The organism is Campylobacter sp. RM12640 (assembly GCF_020137595.1).
GTDB lineage: Bacteria > Campylobacterota > Campylobacteria > Campylobacterales > Campylobacteraceae > Campylobacter_E.
Window position 1 is genome coordinate 1 of record NZ_JACGAU010000006.1, and the last position, 25796, is coordinate 25796.

Consider the following 25796-nt stretch of genomic DNA (forward strand, 5'->3'; position numbering starts at 1 on the left):
AGATTATTTTATTATGGTGTGTGTTTTTAATTGTTTTTAGTAGTTAGTGAAGGTTGTTTTAGAATGAGATTTTAATTGCTTTTTAGTTTTTAATTTAAAGTATTGTTTATGTTGTTTAGAGTGGTTGGGGGGGGGTTATAGTATTTATACATAATATTAATAGAATAATTAGAAATTGCGATTTTGTATTAAAAGCTAGTTTTAAAACAATCATTGATATGATTAACAAAATATACCTAAGGAATGTTTTGATGAAAAGCTATTTTCAAGATTTAAGACTAGAATTTACCGAATATAACAAGATGAAATTATTACAAGATTTAATGGCTGGTGCTACGGTTGCTGCTGTTGCTCTGCCTTTAGCGCTTGCATTTGGTGTTAGTAGTGGGGCAAGTGCAGCTTCAGGACTCATTACTGCTATTTTAGCTGGGTTTGTAATATCGTTATTTGGTGGAGCTTATTATCAAATATCAGGTCCAACCGGTGCAATGGCTGCTATTTTAATTGCCATAACTACTCAATATGGACTAACAGGTGTTTTTGTGGCTACTTTGATGGCTGGATTATTATTAATTTTTGCAGGATTATTTCATTTTGGTAGAGTGATTGCATTTATTCCTATGCCTGTAATTACAGGTTTTACTTCAGGAATTGCTGTTATTATTGCTTTAGGTCAAATTGATAATTTATTAGGTGTTAAAGCTAGTGGAATTACAACTTTAGAAAAAACAATAAATTATTTTAAAATGGATTTAGATATTAATTATATTTCAGTTTTTATATGTATTTTCGTAGTAGTTTTTATGTTGGCTTATCCTAAAAAATACCAAAAATACGCTCCTGCTTCATTAATTGCATTGATAGTCGCTACATTAATAAGTATAATTTTTTCATTAGATATTCAAAGAATAGGGGTAATTCCTACTAACATAATCTTAGATGATAGGTTTGCTTTTAGTGATTTTGATATTTTGCACTTAAAAGAATTGATAACTCCTGCAATAAGTATTGCTTTATTGGGTATGATAGAGAGCTTGTTATGTGGTGCAAGTGGTGGTAGAATGGTTGGTGTTAGACTTAAATGCGATAGAGAATTAATAGCTCAAGGCTTAGGCAATATTTTAGTTCCTTTTTGCGGTGGAGTTCCTGCGACTGCTGCTATTGCTAGAACTAGCGTGGCTATTAAGTCTGGTGCTGTTACTAGGCTTACTGGTATATTTCATTCTATAATTTTATTAGTATCTATGCTTGTTTTAGCACCGATTATGAGTTTAATTCCACTTAGTGCGTTAGCTGGAATTTTATTTGTAACTGCATTTAGAATGAATGAGTGGCATACTATTAAATATTTTTTTAAAAATAGATTTAAAGGTGCTTTAGTTCAGTTTTTTGCAACTATGTTAGCAACTATTATTTTTGATTTAACAATTGCAATTTTAATAGGCGTGATTTTATCTTTAATGCTTTTAATGGTTCAGATTTCAAACTTAAAAATTAAATTTGATTATTTTGATAGTGAGAAATTTACTGATTTAAATTCTCCTTTACCACAACATATAAAACAAGCTGAAGTAATTTATATAATGGGAGCTATTATATTTTCTAATACGGATAAAATTTTAGAATTAACTAGCAGAATAAATTATAAAACAGCGATTATATTTTCTATGCGTGGGACAACTTATATGGATATTTCAGGAGCAAGTGCCTTTCTTGAAGTAATAGAAGCCATTAAAAAGCGAAAAATTCCCGTATTTATTGCAGGAGTTTCACCTGATATTAAAGAAATTATGAAAAGAAGCGGTATTGTTGAAGCTATTGGAGTAGATAATTTTTATTGGAGCGTTGAAATGACTATTAAATAGCTATTAAAACTATTTAAAAGTATTTTTCAAAATTATATTTGGCGATATTATTTTTTTGATTTTATGAAGATTTTTGGTGCTTATATTTTGTATTGTGCTTAAAAAGAATTTAAATTATCTTCTACTCATTCTAGCAATTACGCCTAAGACTTCAGCCGTTGCCTTATATAATTCTACAGGGATTTCATCTCCTACTTCACAAATCTTATAAAGAGATCTTGCTAATTCTCTTTGCTCATATATTGGAATATCGTGTTTTTGTGCTATTTCACGGATTTTAAAAGCGATATTATCAACTCCTTTTGCTAATACCACAGGGGCTTTATGCTTTGTCTTATCATAAGCGATTGCGATTGAGTAATGAGTTGGGTTGGTAATTACCACATCAGCATTAGGGACATCTTGCATCATACGATTTCTTGCTGCTTGCATTTGAATTTGCCTGATTTTTGCCTTTACTTGCGGATCTCCTTCCATTTGCTTGTATTCATCTTTAATCTCTTGCTTACTCATTCTAAGCCCTTTAAAATACTGAAAACGAACTATAAAAATATCAAGTATTCCAAATACTAAAAATGAGCAAATAACGGCTGCAAAAAGGATTATGATTTTATCTCTTAACCACTCCATTTGCTTAATCAGTGGCAAAATTGCTAAATGACTAAGTCCTGGCAAAAAGCTATATATAAAATATCCAACAATGCCAAAAATAACGCTAACTTTTAGAATGATTTTTACTAATTCTATTAGCTTTTTCATTGAAATTATATTTTTAATGCCCTTGATTGGATTGATTTTGCCAAAATTAGGCATTATGGGTTTGAGTGTGAAATTAAAGCCTATTTGCATAACATTTGCAATAATTCCAGCAATAGCAATTGCAATAGCAAGTGGTAAGATCATTAAAGCAAGTTCAAGTAGAGTTTTGATACCTATTTTATAAAGCAATTTATTATCAATTTCACTACCTATTAAACTCTGATAATAAATGTATAAAGCCGTAATTCTTTCGTGCAAAAAATAAACCCAAAATAAAGCAAAGCCAAAACCAACGCAAAGAGTTATAAGTGCTGCTACGTCTTGACTTTTAGCGACATTTCCTTCTTTTCTGGCGTCTTCTATCTTTTTATCTGTGGGTTCTTCTGTCTTTTCTGCATCATCAGCCATAATTACTCACCAAGTCTTATAGAAAAATCAACCCAAGTAGCCTTATAAATATTTGAGCCTGAACTTACTACATCAACTCCGCTTTTAGCATATTCAACTATGGTGTTTTCGTTAATATCCCCACTAGCTTCTAAGATAACTTTAATGCCTAAACTATCTCTTAATTTTACTATATTAGCACACTCACTAGGGCTCATATTATCAAGTAAAATTGCATTTACATTAGCTTCTAAAGCAGCCTTTACTTGCTCAATTGTATCGCATTCAATTTCAATTGGAGTGTAATATGGGATTTTGCTTTTTAGCTCTTTTATAAAAGATTTTAAATCCTTTACTCCAAGCAAATGAGTATCTTTTAGCATAATACAATCATCTAAACCTAAACGATGATTTTGCCCACCACCACAACGAATTGCGTATTTTTCAAACACTCTTAATCCAGGTCTTGTCTTTCTAGTATCAAGCAAAGCTACATTATAATCTTTTATTAAAGCTTTCATTGAAGCAACTTTTGTAGCAATCCCTGATGCGTGTTGAATAAAATTAAGTATGGTTCGCTCACTCATTAATAAAGTAGTTTTTAAGGTTTTAAATTTTGCTAAAATATCGCCTTTTTTAAAGCTCTGTCCATCTTTTATAAATAATTCATATTCAATATTTTGCATTTTACAAATCTCTTTAAAATAAGGCTCGCCAGCAAAAACCCCATCACTTTTAGCCTTAAGATTTGCTTTTATTATTTCATTATTTTCAAGTTGTGAGAATAAATCTCCCCTACCTACATCATCATTTAATTCTTTTTTAATAAGTTCAATTTCGCTATTAATTAACATTATTTGCCTCCATTAAGTTTAAAAACTCTAAAAATGTATTGCTTAAAGCTACAACTTCACTAAAAGGTACACTTTCATTTGCTGCGTGGATTTTATCATTTACCACGCCTAATTCACAGACTAAAACGCCGTATTTTGCAAATAATCTAGCATCACTAGTGCCGCCTTTTGCGTTTAAGCTAGTATTGAAAATACCTTGATTTTCTAAGGCTTTTTTAAGAGTTTTTACAAGTATTGAATTAGCGTCTGTATAAAATGGCTCTGAACTTTGTTTGATTTCTAATTCATAATCTAAATTCTTTAAATTTTCTCTTAAAAAATCTTCTAAATCTTGCTTACTTGTAAGTGGAGAATTTCTAACATTTAGCATAATTTTAAACTCACTAGGAGTTACATTTGATGCACCAATTCCTGCACTTAAATTAGTAATTACTATTTTACTTGGTTCAAAAAACTCATTGCCTTTATCTAAATCAAATCCTGAAATTTTAGCTAAAAATGAAGCCCCTAAATGAACGGGATTTTTGCATTTTGATGGATAGGCTGCATGACCTTGAGTTCCTAATATTCTTATGTTTGCGTGAATGCTACCCCTACGACCAACTTTTATGCTATCACCGAAGTTTTTTTCGCAAGTTGGCTCGGCAACTATGCACATATTAGGCAAATCATTTCTTTTGTCTAATTCTTCTAAAACCTTGATAACTCCATCTTTACCATCGCCTTCTTCATCGCTTGTTAAAACAATGCTGATTTTTCTTATATTTTTAATATTGTTTTTGCTAAATTCTTTAATTGCATATAAAAATGCTGCAACGCCACTTTTCATATCTTGAGTGCCACGCGCTATTATTAAATCATCTTTTATAGTTGGTAAAAATGGCTCACTTTCCCAGCCATTTCCGCTAGGGACTACATCAATATGTCCGCAAAAACAAATATGCAAACCAACTTTGTTAAATTCTTTGCTTAGAATTTGATTTGTAGTATTATTTATAGCTAGGATTTCATTATCAAAATTAGATAAAAACTCACTTGTAATTTTATAACAATTCTTAGCATCAGGAGTAACACTAGCTTCTTTTAAAAGGTCTATAAATAATTTTTTAAGCATTTTTTTCCTTTAAATGATAAAAGTCTAAATCAATTTCTTCTTGTGTAAAAGTTGGACTTGGTTTTCCTAAATAAAATCCTTGAAATTCATCAACACCAATTTCAATACATTTTTTAAATATCTCTTCTGTGCTTACAAATTCTGCAACGGTTTTAATGCCTAGAGATTTTGAGAATAAAACTATAGTTTTGACTATTTTTTCACTTTTTTCATCTTTTGTAATTTTTTCTATAATACTTCCATCTATTTTAATATAATCAGGCATTAATTCTAATAAATACGAAAAATTACTAAATCCACTACCAAAATCATCTAATGCGATTTTGCAGCCTAATTCTTTCACTCTTTTTAAGAAGTCTTTTATTTTTTCATTTTGTGAAATATTCTCATCTTCTAATACTTCAATAATTAAGCGATTAGCAACCCCTGTTCTTCTTAAAAGATTTATGAATTTATTATTTTTAGCACTATCAATCATATCTCTTCCGCCAAGATTTACACATAAAACAATATCTTGATTTTCAACTAGAGTTTGAACAACTTTTTCTATCACAAAATTTTCAATAATTTCGTATTGTTTCATTTTAATTGAAACTGCTAAAAAAGCACCTGGAGTTATTACATCAGTTCCTTCAGGAGTTTTTTTGACAATTCTTACTAAAGATTCAAATTTAGTAATATTTTTATCTTTATCAAAAATAGGTTGGAAAAAAGGTAAGATTTCATCTTTTGCTATTGCGCTTTGAATTGATTTTGCTGTGCTTAGTTGATGGAAATATTCTTTTTCTTCATCTATAAATTTAGAATAACAAACGAAATTCTTATTATCTCTTTTTGCTCTTTTTAGTGCAATAAATGCTTTTTTAAGGGTGTTTTCATTTTCTAAACAAAGTCCCATTGTAAGCGTTAAAACTATGCTAGCTATTTGGTGATTATACTCTATTGTTAAATCTTTATTTTTAAGCTCTTGCATAAGCTCTGTTACTAATTCTTCATATCGTTGCTCATCTTCAATACTATCTTCTAAAAGTGCAAATAAATCCCCATCAAGCTTATAGACTTCTAAGTGGTTTTCATCAGCAAAATCGCTCATAATTAAGGCAATATGTTTTAATAAATCATCAGCCGTATTAGCGTCAAAATAATCATTAATTTTTTTAAACTCATCAATATCAACTAATAATAATTTTGGATTTTTCATAAGAACGATTGATTTTTCCAAGCTTCTTTTATTTTTTAGTTGAGTTAGTGGGTCTATACTTGCTTCAATTTCAAGTTTTTCTATTCTTTTAGTGTATGTGCTAATACTTCTTTGATATTGTGCTGAGATATGATTTTTTTGTTTATATAAGTTATAAATTAAAATAAAAAAACAAATATTTAAAAGCACAGGTATGTAAAATTGGTAAAATCTAGAATTTGTAAGATAAAATTGGTTATTAAAGCCATAATAAGCCCCATTAATTAATTCATAATATCTTATGTCAAATTGATTTTTATCTACTTTTATAGCTTCGTAAAAACTATTATTTTTTACTAATTCTTTAATTTCTAATTCACTTAATTTAGGACTATTATCATTTTTTGAGATAATTTTATTGTCTTGAACGATAAATTCGCTTAACATTTGAGAAGATTTTAATTCTTCTTTATTTATTAATGAATGAAAATAGCTTTCTGTAAATAATCTAACATAATTTCTAGAATCCATAAAAAGATAAAAATTAAGTAGAACAAAAACACCAATTAATAAATATAAAATATTTTTTATTTTTTTAAAATCCTTGTTTTCCATTTTTCAACCTACAATCTTATAATTTTAGCCCCAAATCCACCAGCATTTGCAGGTGCATCACAAAAGCTTTTTATACTCCTATTAGTTTTTAAATATTCTTTTACAGCATAAGCTAAGCGACCTGTTCCAATGCCGTGATATACGATAATCTCATCAAATCCAATTATTAGTGCGTCTGAAATAAATTTATCTAATAATTCAATAGCTTCTTCGCTTCTTAATCCATGCAAATCTAATTTAGTGCTAGCATTGCTTACACTTTTTTCATAAGTTACTTTGCTAGAATTTGATTTAGGAGTTTCGCCACTTCTTTTTAACATTGAAATATCAAGTTTTAATTGTAGCATATCAGTTTGCACGGTTGCTATATTTTTATTTAAAGCTATGATTTTGCCTTTAATTTTTTCGTATTTTACAAAATCTCCTATTTTAAATTCTTCTCTTTTAACGCTTTCTGGTTTTATTTGCTGCTTTAATACATTTGCTGCATTAATTTGTCTTTGTTTATCTTTTAAATCAGAAAAATCAAGAGTTTTTTTAGCCGCATTTATTGCTTTAAAATATTCATTTTCTAGTTCATTTTTGCGTTTTTTGTATTCTTCAATTAATTTATTTTCTTTATCTTTTAGGCTTTCTAAGAGATTGTTTAATTTATTTTCTTTTTTTTCGTTGTTTGCAATTAGCATTTTAAGTTTTGCATCAAGTTCTAGGTTTTTATTTAGCATTTCATTTATATTTTGCTCAGCTTCGCTAGAGCTTTTTCTAGCAAGTTCAACCAAACTAGCACTTATTCCATATCTTAAAGCTGTTTCGTATGCGTATGATTTGCCTACAATTCCCGCTAAAAACTCATATTTAGGACGCTCATTTTTAATATCATATAAAGCTGCTAATAATTCTACTTTATCTTCTTTAGCAAGTAACATTGCTAAGCGTTTGTGATGGGTTGTGATTATTAGTTTTCCGTGTTTTTTCAGCTCACAAATTAGGGTAAAAAATAATGAACTCGCTTCTTCAAAATCAGTTCCTAGCTCAATCTCATCAACCCCTAATAAGAAATTTTTCTTACCATTCATTTTAGCAAATGCTAACATTCTTCCTGCAAAAGTAGAAATATCATTTTTAGCCATTTGCGGGTCTTCAATAATGCTTATATATTCTTTGAAAGTACTTATGTGAGATTTGTTTGCATTAATTCTCATAGGAACTAGATATTTTGTCATAAAACTAGCAGCTAAAATGCTTTTAAGTAGCATTGATTTTCCACCCGCATTTACACCTGTTATTAATAAAACTTGCTCTTTAAACTCTACGCTAATAGGTTTTGGATTATTTAAAGCGGGGTGGCAAAACTCACTTAAGATAATTTTATCATCATTACTTGGAGTTATGAAGTTTAAATCCTTCTTTTTGGCAAAATTAACCCTTGCAATATAGCTATCTATTAAATCAAATTCTTTATTTATAAACTTTAAAAATAATAAATGCTTAGATAAAATTTCACTAAATTGTTTTGCGTATTCAAATCTTTTAGCATCGGCTTCATTTTCTAATCTTTTTATGCCTTGTTTGTAGTTTAAAATACTGCTAGGTTCTACATAAAATCCACCACCACTACTTCTTGCAACAATACTAGCATCAAGCACTTTAGCAAATCCGCCCCTAACCAATAAGCATTCAGTATTTGATATAAAATGTATTTGAGTATCTATTAAATAGCTTTCAAGTGATTTTGAGTTTAATAGGCTTCTTAGATTTTGATTTATGCTTTGGTTTAATTCTTTGATTTTGATTTTTATACTTTGTAAAAGCTCATCTTTTTCTTCATCAAATACATCGTCTTTAAAATATTTTAATATATTTTCAATTTCATTAGGAATTATGATTTTTTCAAGGTATTTTTTAAAAGAATTTGAAAACGGAATTTGAAATAAGTATTTAAAATAATTTAAAATCTTTACAAATTCTTCTATCTCATCAAGGTGTAAAATGCCTTTTTTGCTAAGATGATTTAGTGCTTTGCTTAAATCTTTTACGCTTTTTAATTCTTTTAATTCATATTCGCATAATTCATTAATTCTTGCTAGGTGTAAATTAGTATCCCCTTCAATAAATAAAGGTTTATTTCTAGCAAATAAAGCAAATAATTCATCTAAATATTCAACTAAATCAAGGTTTTTAATAATTTGTAGCATCAAAAAACTCTTTTATCGTATTTAGCATAATTTTAGGTTCATTAATTTTATTTACTTCATTTCTAAATTCACTCGCATTTGCTAAGCCTTTTGAATATTCGTGCAAGTGTTTTCTAAACAATGAACAAGCATAATCTTTGTATAAATCACACATAAATTCAAAATGCGTAAGTATGATTTCGCTTTTATTAATTTCATTAAATTTACCCTTAATTTGAGAAAAAATCCAAGGATTTCCAACAGCATTTCTTCCTATCATAAGCCCATCAGCATTGGTTTGTTCTAATACCATTTGATGATTTTCATAAGATATATCGCCGTTTGCAATTATTTTGGTTTTTGCTAAAGATTTTGCTAGTTTTATAGCGTTATAATCTACCTTAGCACTATACATTCCTGCTCTAGTTCTTCCGTGAATACTTATAAAATCTAGCTCTAATTCGTTTAAAGCATTTATTATTTTTTCTATTTCGCACTCATTAAAACCAAGTCTTATTTTAACACTTGTTGTGCCTACTTTATTATTGGTTTTTATAATATCTAGGAGTGATTTTAGATTATCTAAATCTTTAAGTAGTGCTGAACCTGCATTTTGCTTAATAACTTTATTTACAGGACAGCCACAATTAAAATCAATCCCGTGAATGTTTTCTTCTTTATTTATAATCTCAACTGCTTTTTTTATAATTTCTTTATTTGAGCCTGCAATTTGAGCTATGAAAGGTCTTTCGCTTTTATCTTTTTCTAGCATAGTTAAAGATTTTTCACTCTCATAAACAAGAGCGTTTGAACTAATCATTTCGCTAATTGTTACATCACAATCAAATCTTTTAACAAGTCTTCTAAAGGCAAGATCGCTAAGACCTGCCATTGGTGCTAGAAATAAGGGCTTAGAATTAGCAAATAAGTTTATCAACATCGTAAGTTTTACCTTGTTCTTTTAAAAATACAATTAATTTAAAATCTTCTAAATCAGCTTCGCTACCATAAATTTCTTCTATTAATTCATCAAATAATGCAAGTTTTGCAAGTATATATAAATACGCTCTAAATGCGTTATCTTTTTCATTTTTTAGTTTTAAAAAGATTGCTTTTAGGCTATTTGGCTCAATTTTTGCAAATAATTCTTTTGCAAAATCTAAATATTCTCCTTCTTCAAAATTATCATTAAAAATTAAAACTTCTAATTCAGCATTGCTAAGACTTAAATCATCATTAGCAAATCTATTTAAAAGGATTTTAATATCTTCTTTGCTTTTTTGAATTTTTAGTGTTTTAATATTTGCATAAATGCCGTTTAAAATTAGATTATTGTAAGCACTTAGGCTGATTTCATCTTGAATTTCTTCTTGATTTTTTAGTAAGTTATAAGCGTAATTTAAATCATTTTTAGCTTTATTTGCTTCGTTTTTTAAATAAATTGTATTGTCTTTAGATAGTTTAAATGGTTTTAAATCACAGATTTCTCCATTTTCAACCATTGCTTTTATAGCTATTGCATTATTTAATTTATCAGCACTTGTTCCTGCTTGATTGTAATAAAGTGATTTTACTAATTCACTAGCGTCTTGAATTTCTTTTGTTTTAAACTTGTAAATATTTTTTCTATCTAAAACTAAATCTTCTAAAAACATTTCAAATTTTTTACCATCTTTAATAAGTCTTTTTGTTGAAAAATGAAAAGAAATAAATGAAAAATAAAAATAAAGTAATGCAAATATAACATATATAACAAGTGGCATACAAACCCAAGTAAAGTTATCAAATTCAAATGTTTTTTGAAAATTGAAAATTCCTAAATTAATTACTCTTGTAGAGTTAAATAAATCATTAAAAAATACAACAATAATAAGTCCAATTAACATTAAATATAAAATAGAATAAATTAAAAAATTTCTAATTTTCATAACAATCCTTTACTTATGATAAGGGTGATTTGAATTTATACAAAAACCCCTATAAATTTGTTCTAACAATACAATCCTTGCAATTTCGTGTGAAAATGTAAGTTTTGAAAAACTCAATACATAATCACATTCATTTAAAAACTCATCATTAAATCCAAAAGCTCCACCTACAAAAAAATTAATCTCATTTTTATCTTGCAATAACTTAGCAAACTCAATACTATCAATGCTCTTGCCCCTTTCACTTAAAGCTATACTAAAAGTTTTTTTATAAGGCATATAAGCTTTTGCATATTCTATTCTAGCTTCATTTGAGCCTAAATCTTGTGCTTTTGCGATTTGTTTTGAAAATACATTATTTAGATTAAGTTTTGAAAATTGATTTATTAATTTTATAAATCTATTTTCAAATTCGCTTAATTTTTCTAATTTTTTTTGAATAAAATAAATATTTATATTCATTTAAAATATCGTAAAAAATCACTTAAAAATTCACGCTGATTAGCTCTTGGAACAATAGAATCAATAAGTCCATGCTCTAATAAAAACTCAGCACTTTGAAATCCTTCAGGTAAGTCAGCTCCTATAGTTTGCTTAATAACTCTAGCACCAGCAAAGCCAATTTGTGCCATAGGTTCAGCAATTACAATATCTCCAAGCCAAGCAAAAGACGCTGATACTCCACCAAAAGTAGGGTTAGTTAGAATTGATATATAAGGAAGTCTTTCTCTAGCAAGTAATTTTAATGCAGCTGATGTTTTAGCCATTTGCATAAGTGAATATGTGCTCTCTTGCATTCTAGCACCACCACTTGCACTAATTATTATAAGTCCTTCTTTTTTTTGCATAGCGCGTTGAACTGCACGAACGATTTTTTCGCCTTCAACACTTCCTAGCGAACCACCCATAAAAGAAAAGTCAAACACACATAATTGAACGCCAATTCCACCGATTTTGCATTCTCCTGAAATTACCGCACTCGTTCTGCCTGTTTTTTCTTCGCTTTCGTTTAAGCGTTTTTTATAGCTTTTTGAATCTACGAATTTTAATGGGTCATTAGCTCTTAAAGTTTTATCATATTCAATAAAACTTCCTTCATCAACTAGCATTTCTATTCTTTCATTAGGGCTTATTTTCATATGTAAGCCACACTTAGGGCATACATTAAAGCAACTTGCAACTTCTTTATAATACATTAAAGCATGACAATTATCACATTTTACCCAGTGATTTGGTGCTTCATTTGGCTTTGATTGTGTTCTTCTAATTTTAAAAATATCTGCAAAACTCATTCTTATCTCCTAAAATTGACTTCCTATGCTAAATTCAAATGTATTTGTTTTATCCCCTGATTTTTTATCAATAGGTTTTGAGAATACAAACACTAATGGTCCCATTGGTGTGCTCCAATCAAGACTAATTCCTGCACTTTGTCTTTTAATCTCATTTAATTTTTTTTCGCCTATCATACCATAATCATAAAAAATTGAACCACGAAGTTTTAATTTATTAATTAATGGGAAATTGATTTCTACACTAGAATTAAGTGAAATCGCTCCACCTTTATCGTAAGGATAAGCAATAACTCCGTTTCCTAATTTATCTACTTTAGTATGAGTATTTGTATCATAATATCCAATACCCCTTGGAGTTATGCTATCACTTTCATATCCTCTAACACTTCTTAAACCACCAAGATATAATCTTGAGTTAATTGGTGTATCTTTATAATTAAATAATTTATTAAATGATGTTCTAAATCTAAAAATTAAATCGGTGTCAAAATCTTCTTTTAAACCTTTATAATATTTAAAATCAAAGGCAAATTTTTTATATTTTTGGTCTCCCCCAAGCCCTGCATAAGTAAATGCTGCTCTACTATAAATACCACTTCTTGGTAGGTAAAAATCATCAGTATTATCAAAATATAAATATGGAGTTATAGCTGATTTTCTTGATTTGCCTAATTTTTCACCACTTGCAATCATTTCAATAGTTGCTTTTCTTAAATCACTTTGCTCGTAATTATAAATAGCTCCAATTCCCCAAAATCTAGCTAATTCTCTACCAATGCTAAGTTCTAAACCATTATTGTATTCTTCATAAGTATCCCAATCTCTTTTGTAGCTATATATATCAAAGCCTGTTGAGTATTTAGAATCAAATATCCTAGGATTGTTTAAAAAGATTTTGCCAGTTACATCTTTATCTGATTTTTCTAAATTAATCCCACCATACATTCCGCTACCTAAGATATTCCTATCGCTAACAGATGCGTTAATTAAGAATCCATCAGATGTGCTATAACCAATACCACCAGTAATTGAGCCTGTTGATTTTTCTTTTACATCTACTAATAAATCAATATCTCCCGTAAAGCTTGGTTTTGGAGTGATATTTACTTCTTCAAAATAACCGGTTTTTCTAAGTGCTATAATGCTATCATTTAAATCTGTTTTGTTAAATTGCATTCCTTCGGTTAAGAATAATTCTCTTCTTACTACTTTATCTAAAGATTTATCATTGCCTTTAATTATTACTTTACCAATATTGTATTTATTTCCTAGATTAACTCTAAAATAAATTTTTACAACTCCATCAGCATCATTTTTAGCAATATCAGGATAAACCTCTGCTAAAGCATATCCTTTATCTTGGAATTTGGTTTTAATTAATTCTATATCAGAACGAATTTTTTCTGAATTAATATATTTTCCTTTTTTACTTCTTAAATCACTTAAGTTAAATTTCACTTCATTTTCTAGTGGGTTTTCTATTGTAATTTCTTCTATTTTATAGCGTTTGCCTTCGCTTATATAATAGGTTAATTCTGCTTTGTAAGTTTGCATATTAGCTTCTAAATAAGGATTTGATACATTAGCATCAAGATAGCCTTTTTTCATATATTCATCTTTAATTCTAGCAGGGTCGTTTGGTAGTTCGGTTGAGTATAATTTACCATCATTAAATCCCCAAAACCAACCTAATAGTTCTTTTTCTTTATTTGCTATTACAGGGTCAAAATCACTATAGTCTAATTTTTTAGCACCTATTAAATTAACTTTTTTAATTGTTATGATTTCGCCTCTATTTATATTGAAATTTAATACAACAGCATTATTTTCAAGCTCTTGAGTATCAACTTCAACTACGCTATCATAAAATCCACGAGATTGGTAGTATAGAATTATTTTTTCTTTTGCTTCTTCTATTTTTCTATCATTATAAGCTTCGCCTTTTTTAATACTTAAAAACGATTCTATTTGCTTTTTATCATTACTTGAAGTTCCTTTGATATTTACTTTTGCAATGAATTGTTTTTCTACAACATTAAATATTAGCTTTCCATTATTTTCATCAACATAAATATCATCAAAATATCCATAAGAAAAAAGGTTTTTAACCGCATCATTTATCTTATATATATTAACTTCATCATTAATTTTTAAATCCACAGCCTTTAAGGCTTGTTCTTTTGACAAGTGATATAAGCCTTTAAATTCAATATCACTTATTGTATTTGCATAAATCAAAGAACTAATAGCACTTACATATATAATTTTTTTCATATTTAACCTGATTTTTTGATTTTGAAGAAAGAATAATAATAAAAGAAAGTTAATATTAAGTTTGTAAAAAAAGCCCTAAAAATAGGGCTTTTCGGCTTAAATATAGCCTTGGTCTATCATAGCATCTGCAACTTTTTTAAAGCCTGCAATATTTGCTCCTGCTAATAAATTGTGTTCAAATCCAAATTCTTTAGCAGTATTTGCAGTTCTAGCGTAAATATCTTTCATAATCTTATGTAATTTTTCATCAACTTCGTTAAATGTCCAAGAAGTCATATTTGCATTTTGTTGCATTTCAAGCGCACTTGTAGCTACACCACCAGCATTTGCTGCTTTTGCCGGTGCATAATATATTTTGTTTTCTAAAATAAATTTTTGTGCATCAAGTGTGCAAGGCATATTAGCACCTTCAGCGATTAATTTACAGCCATTTTTATATAAGTTTTTCGCATCTATTAAGCTAAGTTCGTTTTGTGTTGCACAAGGGAAAGCATAATCACAAGGAATACTCCAAATTCCGTTTGTTCCTTTTTCATAATTTACTTTAGATACAAAAACTGCACCTTTTTTGCGGTTAGCATAATCGCTTACACGAAGTCTTAAGTTTTCTTTAATTTCTTTTAAAAGGTCTAAGTCAATTCCATCTTTATCATAAACATAGCCATCGCTATCGCTTACTGCAACAACTTTTGCTCCGTATTCATAAAGTTTTTCAATAGTATAAATAGCCACATTTCCACTACCTGAAACTACGCAAGTTTTTCCTTCAAAGCCTTCGCCTTTTTCTTTTAGTAATTCTTTTGAGAAATAAACCGTTCCATATCCTGTAGCTTCTTTTCTAACTAATGAACCACCCCAGCTAATTTTTTTACCTGTTAAAGTTCCATCAAATTTAGAAGTAATTTTTTTATAAGCTCCAAACATATATCCAAGCTCTCTAGCACCAACGCCAATATCTCCAGCAGGAACATCGGTTGAATAGCCTATGTGTTTGCTAAGTTCGCTCATAAATGCTTGGCAAAATCTCATTATTTCAGCATCGCTTTTGCCTTTAGGGTCAAAATTAGCCCCACCTTTACCGCCGCCTATATAAAGTCCTGTTAAAGAGTTTTTAAAGATTTGCTCAAATGCTAAGAATTTTAAAATGTCAAGATTTACCGTAGGGTGAAATCTTAAACCACCTTTATAAGGTCCAAGAGCACTAGAAAATTGAACTCTGTAGCCAAAATGTGTTTGAGCTTTACCGCTATCATCAATATATACAACTCTAAAAATAATTGTTCTTTCTGGCATTACTAGTCTTTGTAATACTGCGTGTTGTTCGTATTGCTTGTTGCTTTCTAGTAATGGTGTAACTGATTTTAAAACTTCAGTTGCACATTGTAAGAATATAGGTTGTCTAGATGAATAAGTTTTGATTAATTCAAGTGTTTCATTTACATAAGATTTTGCACTCATTTTTTCTCCTTTAAAAAATAAAAAAATATTATACAAAAAAAATTAAATTTATGATAAAAATTTTTGAAGAAAAATGTATGAAAAAAATTAATAAAAATTTGTGATTAATTTTTAGGAATTTAAAATGATTTAAATTCCTAGAAGTTTTAAACTATTGGTATGAATAATTGATAATTATCGTCTAGTATTTCGTAAAGTTTTGAAAAATCATTAGATAAATATTTTAAAGTATTCGTTTTGATTATATGCTTTTCAAATCCTAAACAATGTATTATATATGGATTAAATTTTAGCTCTAATAATGGGTTTTTGCTTTTGTATTCTACTAATTCTAAATTCTTATTAAAAAATTGTGATTGCATATTTATATGCTCTATTAAATCATCACTTACAGGATTTGCATTATCAAAATACATCATTTTTGCATTTAAATTAAGTATTAAAGAAATATCTAATAAAGTAGATGTCAAATTCTCCACTCTAAGAGAGCCTGAACCTATGCAAGCTATAGTATTTAGCTTTGCAAAATCTATTGTTCCTATTTTTAAAACAGGCATAGAACTATCATAAAAAGTTGCTATATTTTTTTTAAAAATTTCTTTACTTGTAATAAATAGTCCAGAATACATATTACAAAACTCTAAAACTACATTATTTACCGATATATCTTCATATTTAATATGGACTATTATTGTCTTTCTTTTAAGTTTCTTTAATTTTTCTAGGTCTTTATTTATTGTAGGATTTACTACATAAAAAATTAGTCTTGAACTATTAGATTTAGCGTGTAATAAAAGTGCTGTATTTATTAAATTATCTATATTTTCATCAATTTTCATATCAATTACAACGCAAATACTATCTCCATAAGGGCTAGGAAATTGTCCTACCTGACCTTTAATCCTTGAAAACATTAGATTTAAAATATTTGGATCACCTACTAAAACTAGCTCATCATTTGCTAGAATTTGAGTATCGGGTTTTGGTAAAATTATTTCATTATCTCTATAAATTAATGCGATTTTATAAAATTCTTGCGCAATTGCATTTATATGTTTGTTTGCATAAATTGAGCCAACAGGAACAAATACTTGCATAATCTCGCCAATTCCAAGCCCAATATCTCTTGCTATCATTGGCATATTTGGCAAAATATCTATCAAATGATTTGTAGTCATTTCTTCTTGATTAATAAGAGTGCAAAAGCTATCATTTTCGTATTCTTTATTGTTTGATAATACTACAATTCTTACTCTTTTATCAATAAATCTTATAGCATCATAAGCAAGCCTTGTATCTAAATCATTATCAAATAATAAATATACAAGTTCAAGATTATTATTTACATAATTTTTAAGTCTTGCAGCATTTGTAGGGTCAATTTTAATATGAGTAAAACTATGCTTAAAATTAATATCATCTTGGCAAACGATTATATATTCTTTTGTGCTATCCTTAAACTTTGCAAGTTCTTTTAAGAAGTGATTTGCAACACAAACCTTAGCTAAAACTAATATTTTTTTCATAACAACTCCATTTTATAAAGGAAAATTATAATGAAATTTGATTTATATTCAACAGATAATAATGCTAGGCTTGGTAAAGTAAGCACAGCTCACGGGGAATTTAATACTCCTTGTTTTATGCCAGTAGGAACTCAAGGCTGCGTAAAAGCTCTAGATGCAACCGATATGCAAAGTCTAGGAGCAAAAATAATCCTAGCAAATACTTATCATACTTATTTAAGACCAGGTGCTGATTTGATAGCTAGACACGGCGGGCTACATAATTTTACTAAATTTAATGGAAGCTTTCTAACTGATAGTGGTGGATTTCAAGCTTTTTCACTAAGTAAAAATACAAAACATAGTGATGATGGAATTACCTTTAAAAGCCACATTGATGGGAGCTTACATCATTTTACACCTGCAAGTGTTTTAAAAACGGAGTATTTATTAAATAGTGATATTTGTATGGTTTTAGATGATTTATGTGCTTTACCTGCTAGTGAAGAAAGAATTAAAGCAAGTCTTAAACGCACTATTTATTGGGCTAAACTCTCGCTTGAGATGAAAAAAGAATTTCAAAATACAGATGAAATTACCTTGCTTCAAAAATATTCAAAAGAGCTTTATAAAAGCGAGTTTAAAAAGCTTTATACAAATGAATTAAAAAGAGAGCAAAATATCTTTGCTATCGTTCAAGGTGGGACTAATCATACGCTAAGAAGTGAGTGTTTAAAAGGTATTTTAGATGCTGAAAATGAATACTATTTTGATGGACTTGCAATTGGTGGGCTAAGCGTTGGAGAGCCAAATGAATTAATGTATGAAACGGTAGAAAAACTAGCCCCACAAATGCCACAAAATCGCCCAAGATATTTAATGGGAGTTGGAACTCCGCTTGATTTGGTAGAAAATGTCGCTCGTGGGGTTGATATGTTTGATTGCGTTATGCCTACTAGAAATGCTAGAAATGGCACATTATTTACAAGTTTTGGCAAAATAAATATAAAGGCTAGTTTTATGAAAGATGATAATGAGCCAATTGATAAAAACTGCTCTTGTTATACTTGCAGAAACTACAGCCGTGCTTATGTTCATCATTTGTTTAAAGCTGGAGAGATTACATTTTTTCGCTTAGCAAGTCTTCATAATTTGCATTATTATTTAAATTTAATGAGTGAGATTAGAGAAAATATAGCTAATAAAACTTTTGCTAATTTTTATAAGAATTTTAAAGAGATTTATAAATAATATTAGTTTAAATACTAATATTATTTAAGCTAAACTTAGAAAGTCTTTATTGAGCTTTCTAATTTTTCCTTGAAAATTTACGCTAATTAAATTGCCTTCAATGGCAAGTATTTTTCCACTACCAAATAATTTATGATTTACTACATTTCCTACTTTAAATTCATTAGTAGAATTATTTATAGTAGTATTGCTAGTATTTTTATACATAATTTCATTTACAAAAATACTTGGATTTGTATAATCATATTGTAAATAGAATTTATGTTTTGCCCTTGTCATCGCTACATAAGCTAATCTTCGCTCTTCTTCAATATCAAAAATACCCATAAAAGTGCAAGGCATTTTGCCACCATCACAATCAATTAAAAATACATATTCAAATTCTAATCCTTTACTAGCGTGAATAGTCATAAGATTAATTGCGTTATTATTTTCTTTTATTATTTGTTCTTGTAAGATGATTTTATTTAAAAAATTAGTAAGCTTAGCAATATCGGCATTAAAGCCGCATTCTCTTTTGATAATATCAAAAAATACCGAGCAGTTTTCAGCTCTTGATTTTGGATTATCAAATAAATTATGAACTTCAAGAGAAGCTAATTTATTTAAAAATAAAGCGAATTTATCTTGAGTTGTAGTATAAAGCTCTATAAATTCTTTAATTTCAATATTTTTAAAACTATCTAAATTATCTTTTAAACTTTCAAATAAAGATGGTTTTTTAGATAAATTCTCTAATTTTTCTAAGGCTTTTTCACCAAATTTTCTTTTAGGCATATTGATGATTTTTTTAAAGGCCAAGTTATCGTTAAAATCCACATAAAGTCTTAGATAATTTATGAGTAATTTAATTTCCGCTCTTTCAAAAAACGGAACAGAACCAATAACTTTATAAGGTATATTCTCACTAATTAATCTAGGCTCAATGAAATTTCCGCTCATATTCATTCTATATAAAACACAGATTTCATTGTGTTTTACGCCTTTTTCTATAAGACTTTTAATCTCGTAAATTACTTCATAATAATTTTCTAATTTAGTAATATCTATATCAAATTCATTATTTGTAAATAGCTCTTTTCCATATCTTGTTTTATTGTTTGCTATTAAGCTATTTGCGTGATTTAATATGGTTTTTGTGCTTCTATAATTTTCTTCTAATTTAATGATTTTTGCGTCTTGAAAATCATCAGAAAATCCTAATATATTTTGTATTCTTGCGTGGCGAAATGAATAAATACTTTGATCATCATCTCCAACTACAACGATATTTTGATGAGCTTTACATAATAATTTTAATAATTTTAATTGAGCTAAATTAGTATCTTGATACTCATCTACCATTATGTATGAATATTGATTGCTAATTTTTGTAGCTGTTGTTGGATTGTTTTTTAAAATATCGTGTGGAAGAATTATTAAATCATCAAAATCTATTAAATTATTGTATTCTAAAGTTTTTTCATAATCTAAATATATTTCGTGATTTTCATTTTCTAATTCAAATTCTAAGGTATTTTTAACCCTATCTATATAAGCCATAGCTTCGTTGGTTTTATTTCTTAAAAACTCTTTTTCATCTTTTAAGATTTCTTTATCTTTTTTATCTTTACTTAAAAAATTTATATCAGTTTTTCTAATTTTTTCTAAAACAAATTCTTTAATCATAGCCTTTTTATCATCAGTATCAATTAGTCTATAATTTTTCCTTCTTCTTCCATCTAATAATTCTATATATTCGCTTAAAAACTCCATTCCAAAGCTATGAAATGTGCTTAAAATTGGTAAATTATTACTATAGCCTATTTCATTTAGCATTTTTATAGCTCTTTCTTTCATTGAAGCTGCGGCTTTATTTGTAAATGTAAGACTTAAAATTGATTCAGGGCTAATTCCAACTTCACTTATTAAATAGACTAATCTGCTAATCATTGTTTGGGTTTTGCCAGTTCCAGCACCAGCTAAGATTAACAAACTTCCATCTACAAATGTAGCGGCTTGTTTTTGAGCAGGATTTAGTCTATCTAAATAATTCATTCGCAAAATTCCTTAACCATTTTAGCAATTTCATTAATTCCTAATTGCCAAAACTCATCACTATTTAAATCAAGTCCAAAAAGTCCTACCAATTCAGCCGGAGAGCGACTTCCACCACTTGCTAAAAATTCTGTATAAAGCTCTACGAAATTAGCACATTTTCCACTCTTATAAAGTCCAAATAATGCTAAAACTAATAATTGTGCGTAAGAATACGCGTAGCAGTAAAACGGCGAATGGATAAAATGTGGGATATAGCTAAACCAATATTTGTATTTTTTGCGTAGTTTTACGCTACTACCAAACATTTTTTGCCCTTCAGCTAACCATAAGTCGCAAAACTCATCAACACTTAATTCACCTTCGTGATTATGTAGAGCGATTTCATAATTTGTAAAATTAATTTGTCTAAAAAATGTTGCGAATATATCTTCAATTTTACTTGCTAAAAGTGCTTTTTTATCCTTAGGGCTAAGTGTATCTTTAATAGCGTCATAAACTAGCATTTCAGCAAAAACACTAGCAGTTTCAGCTGTAGTTAGCGGAGTATTTGCATTAAAATACCCTAGATTTTCTCCTGCTAGACTTTGATGGATTAAATGCCCTAATTCGTGTGCTAAAGTGAATAAATCTCTTCTATTATTTGTATGATTTAGCATTACAAATGGTTGAGGATTTATGCCATAGCTAAATGCTCCACTACGCTTATTTTTAGCAGGGTATACATCAAGAGCTTTATTATTAAGTGCTTTTTGCATAAGTTCAGCAAATTTTGGGCTAAATTTATTAAAAGTATCTTTTACAACTTTACAAGATTTCTCAAAATCCCAATCATTGCTAATATCATCATAAAGTGGAGCGTATCTATCATAGTCTTTTAATTCTTTAAGACCTAGAATTTCACGCTTTTTATTGTAATAATTTTCTATTAAATGATAATTATTTTCGGCTGCTTTTATTAGGCTTTTTACACTTTCATCTTCAATTTGATTACTCAAATTCCTTGCTTGCATAGGATTTTCATAGCCCCTTAGCTCGCATTCACTTAAGTGATTATTTTTAATCATATTAAAAATAAAGCATAGAGTTTTTATATTTTTCTTAAGTCCTTTTGTAAGTGCATCGGCTGCTCTTTTTCTTAAAGCTCTATCAGGGCTATAAAGTTTGCTTAATAGTTCTTCTTCGCTGATTTTTTTTAAGTCAAGTTTAAAGGTAATATTACTTAAGTATTCATCAAATAATCTTGAAAATGCTTCTTTACCATTTATATTCATTTTCATAAATACTTGCTCGTTGCTTTTGCTTAATTGATATTTTTTAGCTTTTAGCCAATTATTTAGCATATATGAATATTTTTTACAATTATTTGCAATTTCTTGTGCGTTTTCTAATTCGCAAAACTCAATTTCAAAAAACACCAATTTACTTTCAATATTAGTGCAAATTGTGCTTATTTCTTGTAAAAACGCTCCATTTGCACTATCTTTTGCAAAATGTAAATACGCATAAGCTCCAGCACGGCTTAACTCATTATAAATGCTTTCTAATTTTGAAATTATATTTTCAAATTCTTTTTCATTTTTTAAATTATTTTCGTATTTTAAAGCAAAATCGTTTGCTTGATTTTCTAAATCTTTTAAAATTTTATATAATTCTTCTTTATTTTTATAAATTATGCTTAAATCCCATTCCATTTTATACCCTACTTAAATCTATTTTAGTATCAGAACAAATTGCAGAAAATAGCACATCAGTAGAGCTATTTAAAGCTGTTTCAACACTATCTTGAATAACTCCAATTATAAAGCCAACCCCAACTACTTGCATAGCAATATCATCATTTATCCCAAATAATGAACACGCTAAAGGAACAAGTAAAAGTGAGCCACCAGCAACCCCACTAGCTCCACAAGCAGCAAATGCAGCTAAAAAGCTAAGTAGTATAGCGTTTGTAAAAGTAATATTAAGTCCTAATGTATGAACTGCAGCAAGTGCTAAAACAGAAATAGTAACAGCAGCTCCAGCCATATTAATTGTAGCACCTAGTGGAATTGATACTCCATATAATTCTTTATCAACATTAATTTTTGAACATAGTGCCATATTTACAGGAATATTTGCAGCTGAACTTCTTGTAAAAAACGCATAAATTGCAGAGTGTTTTATACAAACCCAAACTAATGGATAAGGATTTTTCTTAGTAACTACAAATACTATTAATGGATTGATTATAAATGTTACAAATAGCATAGTCCCAACTAATACTAATAGTAATAAAACATAATCAGCTAAAGTTTCTACACCAGTTTTAGCAACACTTGTGCTTACTAGACCAAAAATACCAATAGGAGCTAGACGAACTATGAAAGCAACAATTTTAATAGTGCCTTCATTAATATCTATAAATACTTTTTTTACTTCTTTTGAGCAAGTTTTAAGTGCAATTCCAGCAGCTATAGCCCAAGTTAAAATTCCAATATAATTTCCATTAGCTAATGCACTTACTGGATTTTCTATCATTTTAAATAATAAATCTTTAAATACCATAGCAACACTACTTGGCGGGGTTAAATCAATATTATTTGGTATTTCTAATATAAGTTTTGTAGGAAATAAAAAGCTAGCAACAACACCACAAACAGAAGCTAAGAAAGTTCCTATTAAATATAAAATTATTACTTGTTTTATTTTTTTAGTTCCATTTCCATATTCTCTAGTAGAGATTGCACTAAGAACTAAAATAAATACTAATATCGGAGCAATTGCTTTTAGAGCACCTATAAAAAAATCTCCTAATAAAGAAGTATAATCAGTAAAACTAGGAATACAAATTCCAACAAAAACACCTACAACAATACCAATCATAATTTTTATAATTAAATTAGTACTTTTATATCTTTTAATCATTGAACTTAAGACGCTCATAATATCTCCTTAAAAAGGCAAAAATATAGCAAATCTCTCTTACAAAACATTAACTATAAAGGCTAAAATTAGGCAAAATTTAATTATTAAAGGATAATAAATGTATTTATTTACAAGTGAAGTAGTAAGTGCAGGACACCCTGATAAATGTGCTGATATCATTGCTGATAGCATTGTTGATTTGCATATAAATTATGATAAAAATGCTCGCGTTGCTAGTGAGGTTTTTGTCGCTGGAAAGAATGTAATAATTGGTGGAGAGATTAAATCTAATTTAAAGGTTAGTGAAAGTGAATATGAAGAAGTAGTTAAAAACGCTTTAATTAAAATAGGTTATAAAGAAAATTCTCATTTTAGCAAGGCTGAATGCTTACACCCAAGTGATGTTAAAGTGCAAGTGTTATTAAACGAGCAAAGTAATGATATTAATCAAGGCGTAGATCAAGAAAGTGGAGAAATAGGAGCAGGTGATCAAGGTATGATGTTTGGCTTTGCAAGTAGCGAAGCACCTGAATTTATGCCTGCTGCGATTTTTTATGCGAGAATGATTTGTAATAAAGTATATGAATATGCTCTAAATAATCCACACGAATTTGGAGTAGATATTAAAACTCAAGTTACAATTGATTATGAGAGCAAGGAAAATTATGAAAATTGTAAGCCTAAAAAAATCCATACAATAGTAGTTTCAGCTCCTAGTGTAAGTAGTTTAAGTCTTGATGAAGTTCGCTCAAAAATTATGAATTTAATTTGTAATTCGGGCTTACCAAAAGAGCTATTTAATAAAGATGATTGCATTATTTATATTAATCCAACAGGAAGATATGTAAATCACTCAAGCCTTCACGATAGTGGCTTAACAGGAAGAAAATTAATAGTAGATAGTTTTGGTGGATATAGCCCAATAGGAGGAGGTGCACAAAGCTCAAAAGATTACACAAAAGTTGATAGAAGTGGGCTTTATGCAGCTAGATATGTAGCAAAAAATATAGTTGCAAGTGGCTTAGCTAAAAAATGTATAGTGCAAATTAGCTATGCAATAGGAATTGCAAAACCAATTAGCGTAAATGTTGATTGTATGGGGACAAATGCAAGTGTTGATGATAATATTTTAAGTGCATTTGTTGAAAGAAATTTTGCATTAACTCCTAGATGGATTAAAGAAAAATTTAGATTAGATGAGCCTAGTAAAGCTGGATTTTCTTATGCTGATGTTGCGACTTATGGGCAAGTTGGAGTTGCAAGTTATCCTTGGGAGCAGCTTGATAGCGTTGAGTTATTTAAGAGTTTATTAAAATGAAAATAGGAATTATTGGACTTGGAGCCGTTGGTTCGGCTGCAAGTTTTATGTTAAGTAGTCAAAATATAGCAAACGAGCTTTATTTATACGATATTAAAGATGGCTTAGCAAATGCAAGTAAGATTGATTTAGAAGATAGTCTTGAAAATACCAATTCAAATTCTAAAATTTTTGCTGTTAGCAAAGTAGAAGAATTAGTAAAATGTGACCTTATTGTCTTAGCATATACAACTTGCATTGAGCCTGATAGAACGCTTGAACTTAAGGCTAATTATGAACCTTTAAAAGAAATTATTAATGCCTTAAAGGGCTTTAATGGTATATATTTAATAGCTACAAATCCAAATGATAGCATTGTTTATTACGCTCAAAAATTAAGCGGCTTAGATACTTTTAAAGTAATTGGCACAGGCACAACGCTTGATAGTGCAAGGCTTAAGATTGAAATTGCCAATAAATTAGGGATTTCTTATAAAAATATAAATGCTTTTATGCTAGCAGAGCACGGAGATACGCAGTTTTTTTATAAGAGCAATGCCTTTGTGGGTGGTAAAAATATTAATGAGTTTAACCTTAATTTAGATGAGATTGAAAACAGAGTTCGCTTTAAGGGTGGAGAGATTTTTAAAGTAAAAGGTAAAACAGAATTTGGAATAGGAAGTGTGATTGCAAGAATTATTAAAGCTATTAAAGATGATGAGAATTTAATCACACCTATTAGTTTTACTCAAGATAATTTAGCTTATTCAAGATTGGTTGTAGTAGGTAAGGGTGGTATTAAAAAAGTTCTTGAATTAGACTTAAATAAAGATGAAAAAGAAAAACTTGAAATCTCAAAAAATTATATTTTAAAGACTATTAATTCTATTAAATAA

19 protein-coding genes are annotated in these 25796 nt (G+C 28.6%); 4 read left to right on the forward strand and 15 right to left on the reverse strand.

Annotation, left to right across the window (positions count from 1 at the left end; translation table 11 throughout):
- Window positions 1–251 precede the first annotated feature (251 nt).
- Entirely contained in the window at window positions 252–1865 is a 1614-nt protein-coding gene (locus tag AVBRAN12640_RS03120) for a SulP family inorganic anion transporter (RefSeq protein ID WP_214117407.1), read from the forward strand.
- Between the two features lie 114 nt (window positions 1866–1979).
- Here the strand turns inward: AVBRAN12640_RS03120 and flhB are convergent, their stop codons facing one another.
- From flhB to AVBRAN12640_RS03180, 12 genes are all read right to left on the reverse strand, one after another.
- Window positions 1980–3035, reverse strand: coding sequence for a flagellar biosynthesis protein FlhB (gene flhB / locus AVBRAN12640_RS03125; protein WP_336608412.1), 1056 nt, complete (start codon window positions 3033–3035; stop codon window positions 1980–1982).
- Window positions 3035–3865: a carboxylating nicotinate-nucleotide diphosphorylase gene (gene nadC / locus AVBRAN12640_RS03130; RefSeq protein ID WP_336608410.1), complete on the reverse strand. Its 831-nt coding sequence runs from the start codon at window positions 3863–3865 to the stop codon at window positions 3035–3037. The genes flhB and nadC overlap by 1 nt, the downstream gene beginning before the upstream one ends.
- Window positions 3855–4979: a succinyl-diaminopimelate desuccinylase gene (dapE, locus tag AVBRAN12640_RS03135; protein WP_336608409.1), complete on the reverse strand. Its 1125-nt coding sequence runs from the start codon at window positions 4977–4979 to the stop codon at window positions 3855–3857. The genes nadC and dapE overlap by 11 nt, the downstream gene beginning before the upstream one ends.
- Entirely contained in the window at window positions 4972–6774 is a 1803-nt protein-coding gene (locus AVBRAN12640_RS03140; protein WP_336608408.1) for an EAL domain-containing protein, read from the reverse strand. The genes dapE and AVBRAN12640_RS03140 overlap by 8 nt, the downstream gene beginning before the upstream one ends.
- A gap of 8 nt (window positions 6775–6782) precedes the next feature.
- A complete protein-coding gene (locus tag AVBRAN12640_RS03145; protein ID WP_336608407.1) occupies window positions 6783–8969 on the reverse strand; it encodes an endonuclease MutS2 in 2187 nt (728 codons plus the stop codon).
- Entirely contained in the window at window positions 8953–9888 is a 936-nt protein-coding gene (locus AVBRAN12640_RS03150) for a tRNA dihydrouridine synthase (protein ID WP_214117402.1), read from the reverse strand. Before AVBRAN12640_RS03150 ends, AVBRAN12640_RS03145 begins: the two co-directional genes overlap by 17 nt.
- Entirely contained in the window at window positions 9866–10876 is a 1011-nt protein-coding gene (locus AVBRAN12640_RS03155; RefSeq protein WP_336608406.1) for a hypothetical protein, read from the reverse strand. Before AVBRAN12640_RS03155 ends, AVBRAN12640_RS03150 begins: the two co-directional genes overlap by 23 nt.
- A gap of 9 nt (window positions 10877–10885) precedes the next feature.
- A complete protein-coding gene (locus AVBRAN12640_RS03160) occupies window positions 10886–11338 on the reverse strand; it encodes a 23S rRNA (pseudouridine(1915)-N(3))-methyltransferase RlmH (RefSeq protein WP_214117400.1) in 453 nt (150 codons plus the stop codon).
- Entirely contained in the window at window positions 11335–12168 is an 834-nt protein-coding gene (accD, locus tag AVBRAN12640_RS03165) for an acetyl-CoA carboxylase, carboxyltransferase subunit beta (RefSeq protein WP_214117399.1), read from the reverse strand. The genes AVBRAN12640_RS03160 and accD overlap by 4 nt, the downstream gene beginning before the upstream one ends.
- 9 nt (window positions 12169–12177) lie before the next feature.
- Window positions 12178–14445 carry an outer membrane protein assembly factor BamA gene (gene bamA / locus AVBRAN12640_RS03170; protein WP_214120063.1) on the reverse strand — a complete coding sequence of 756 codons (2268 nt, stop codon included), beginning with the start codon at window positions 14443–14445 and terminating at the stop codon, window positions 12178–12180.
- A gap of 96 nt (window positions 14446–14541) precedes the next feature.
- Window positions 14542–15903, reverse strand: a complete 1362-nt coding sequence (gdhA, locus tag AVBRAN12640_RS03175; protein WP_214117397.1) for an NADP-specific glutamate dehydrogenase — start codon at window positions 15901–15903, stop codon at window positions 14542–14544.
- Window positions 15904–16049: 146 nt separating this feature from the next.
- Entirely contained in the window at window positions 16050–17429 is a 1380-nt protein-coding gene (locus AVBRAN12640_RS03180; protein WP_214117396.1) for a TrkA C-terminal domain-containing protein, read from the reverse strand.
- A gap of 30 nt (window positions 17430–17459) precedes the next feature.
- On the opposite strand from AVBRAN12640_RS03180, the gene AVBRAN12640_RS03185 reads away from it, so the two are divergent.
- Window positions 17460–18659 (forward strand): tRNA guanosine(34) transglycosylase Tgt, encoded by a 1200-nt coding sequence (locus AVBRAN12640_RS03185; RefSeq protein WP_214120062.1) that lies wholly within the window; start codon window positions 17460–17462, stop codon window positions 18657–18659.
- Between the two features lie 24 nt (window positions 18660–18683).
- On the opposite strand, the gene AVBRAN12640_RS03190 is transcribed toward AVBRAN12640_RS03185, so the two are convergent.
- From AVBRAN12640_RS03190 to sstT, 3 genes are read right to left on the reverse strand one after another with little or no spacing between them, the layout of a single operon-like run.
- Window positions 18684–20696, reverse strand: coding sequence for an ATP-dependent helicase (locus AVBRAN12640_RS03190; protein WP_336608405.1), 2013 nt, complete (start codon window positions 20694–20696; stop codon window positions 18684–18686).
- Window positions 20693–22390 (reverse strand): M3 family oligoendopeptidase, encoded by a 1698-nt coding sequence (locus tag AVBRAN12640_RS03195; RefSeq protein WP_336608404.1) that lies wholly within the window; start codon window positions 22388–22390, stop codon window positions 20693–20695. The genes AVBRAN12640_RS03190 and AVBRAN12640_RS03195 overlap by 4 nt, the downstream gene beginning before the upstream one ends.
- A gap of 1 nt (window position 22391) precedes the next feature.
- Window positions 22392–23621: a serine/threonine transporter SstT gene (gene sstT / locus AVBRAN12640_RS03200; protein ID WP_214149693.1), complete on the reverse strand. Its 1230-nt coding sequence runs from the start codon at window positions 23619–23621 to the stop codon at window positions 22392–22394.
- A gap of 100 nt (window positions 23622–23721) precedes the next feature.
- Between sstT and metK the strand changes: the two genes are divergently transcribed.
- Both metK and AVBRAN12640_RS03210 read left to right on the forward strand, forming a co-directional pair.
- A complete protein-coding gene (gene metK, locus AVBRAN12640_RS03205; RefSeq protein WP_336607929.1) occupies window positions 23722–24921 on the forward strand; it encodes a methionine adenosyltransferase in 1200 nt (399 codons plus the stop codon).
- Complete coding sequence (locus tag AVBRAN12640_RS03210) at window positions 24918–25796, forward strand: lactate/malate family dehydrogenase (protein WP_336608403.1); 879 nt, start codon at window positions 24918–24920, stop codon at window positions 25794–25796. Before metK ends, AVBRAN12640_RS03210 begins: the two co-directional genes overlap by 4 nt.

Bases quoted from the DNA above. Each gene is read 5' to 3' on its own strand.
- AVBRAN12640_RS03160 (WP_214117400.1), bottom strand. From the start codon at position 11,338: ATGAATATAAATATTTATTTTATTCAAAAAAAATTAGAAAAATTAAGC.
- accD (WP_214117399.1), bottom strand. From the start codon at position 12,168: ATGAGTTTTGCAGATATTTTTAAAATTAGAAGAACACAATCAAAGCCA.
- AVBRAN12640_RS03190 (WP_336608405.1), bottom strand. From the start codon at position 20,696: ATGAATTATTTAGATAGACTAAATCCTGCTCAAAAACAAGCCGCTACA.
- AVBRAN12640_RS03195 (WP_336608404.1), bottom strand. From the start codon at position 22,390: ATGGAATGGGATTTAAGCATAATTTATAAAAATAAAGAAGAATTATAT.
- AVBRAN12640_RS03185 (WP_214120062.1), top strand. From the start codon at position 17,460: ATGAAATTTGATTTATATTCAACAGATAATAATGCTAGGCTTGGTAAA.
- sstT (WP_214149693.1), bottom strand. From the start codon at position 23,621: ATGAGCGTCTTAAGTTCAATGATTAAAAGATATAAAAGTACTAATTTA.
- AVBRAN12640_RS03150 (WP_214117402.1), bottom strand. From the start codon at position 9,888: ATGTTGATAAACTTATTTGCTAATTCTAAGCCCTTATTTCTAGCACCA.
- AVBRAN12640_RS03140 (WP_336608408.1), bottom strand. From the start codon at position 6,774: ATGGAAAACAAGGATTTTAAAAAAATAAAAAATATTTTATATTTATTA.
- gdhA (WP_214117397.1), bottom strand. From the start codon at position 15,903: ATGAGTGCAAAATCTTATGTAAATGAAACACTTGAATTAATCAAAACT.
- AVBRAN12640_RS03210 (WP_336608403.1), top strand. From the start codon at position 24,918: ATGAAAATAGGAATTATTGGACTTGGAGCCGTTGGTTCGGCTGCAAGT.
- AVBRAN12640_RS03155 (WP_336608406.1), bottom strand. From the start codon at position 10,876: ATGAAAATTAGAAATTTTTTAATTTATTCTATTTTATATTTAATGTTA.
- AVBRAN12640_RS03180 (WP_214117396.1), bottom strand. From the start codon at position 17,429: ATGAAAAAAATATTAGTTTTAGCTAAGGTTTGTGTTGCAAATCACTTC.
- bamA (WP_214120063.1), bottom strand. From the start codon at position 14,445: ATGAAAAAAATTATATATGTAAGTGCTATTAGTTCTTTGATTTATGCA.
- nadC (WP_336608410.1), bottom strand. From the start codon at position 3,865: ATGTTAATTAATAGCGAAATTGAACTTATTAAAAAAGAATTAAATGAT.
- dapE (WP_336608409.1), bottom strand. From the start codon at position 4,979: ATGCTTAAAAAATTATTTATAGACCTTTTAAAAGAAGCTAGTGTTACT.
- AVBRAN12640_RS03120 (WP_214117407.1), top strand. From the start codon at position 252: ATGAAAAGCTATTTTCAAGATTTAAGACTAGAATTTACCGAATATAAC.
- metK (WP_336607929.1), top strand. From the start codon at position 23,722: ATGTATTTATTTACAAGTGAAGTAGTAAGTGCAGGACACCCTGATAAA.
- AVBRAN12640_RS03145 (WP_336608407.1), bottom strand. From the start codon at position 8,969: ATGCTACAAATTATTAAAAACCTTGATTTAGTTGAATATTTAGATGAA.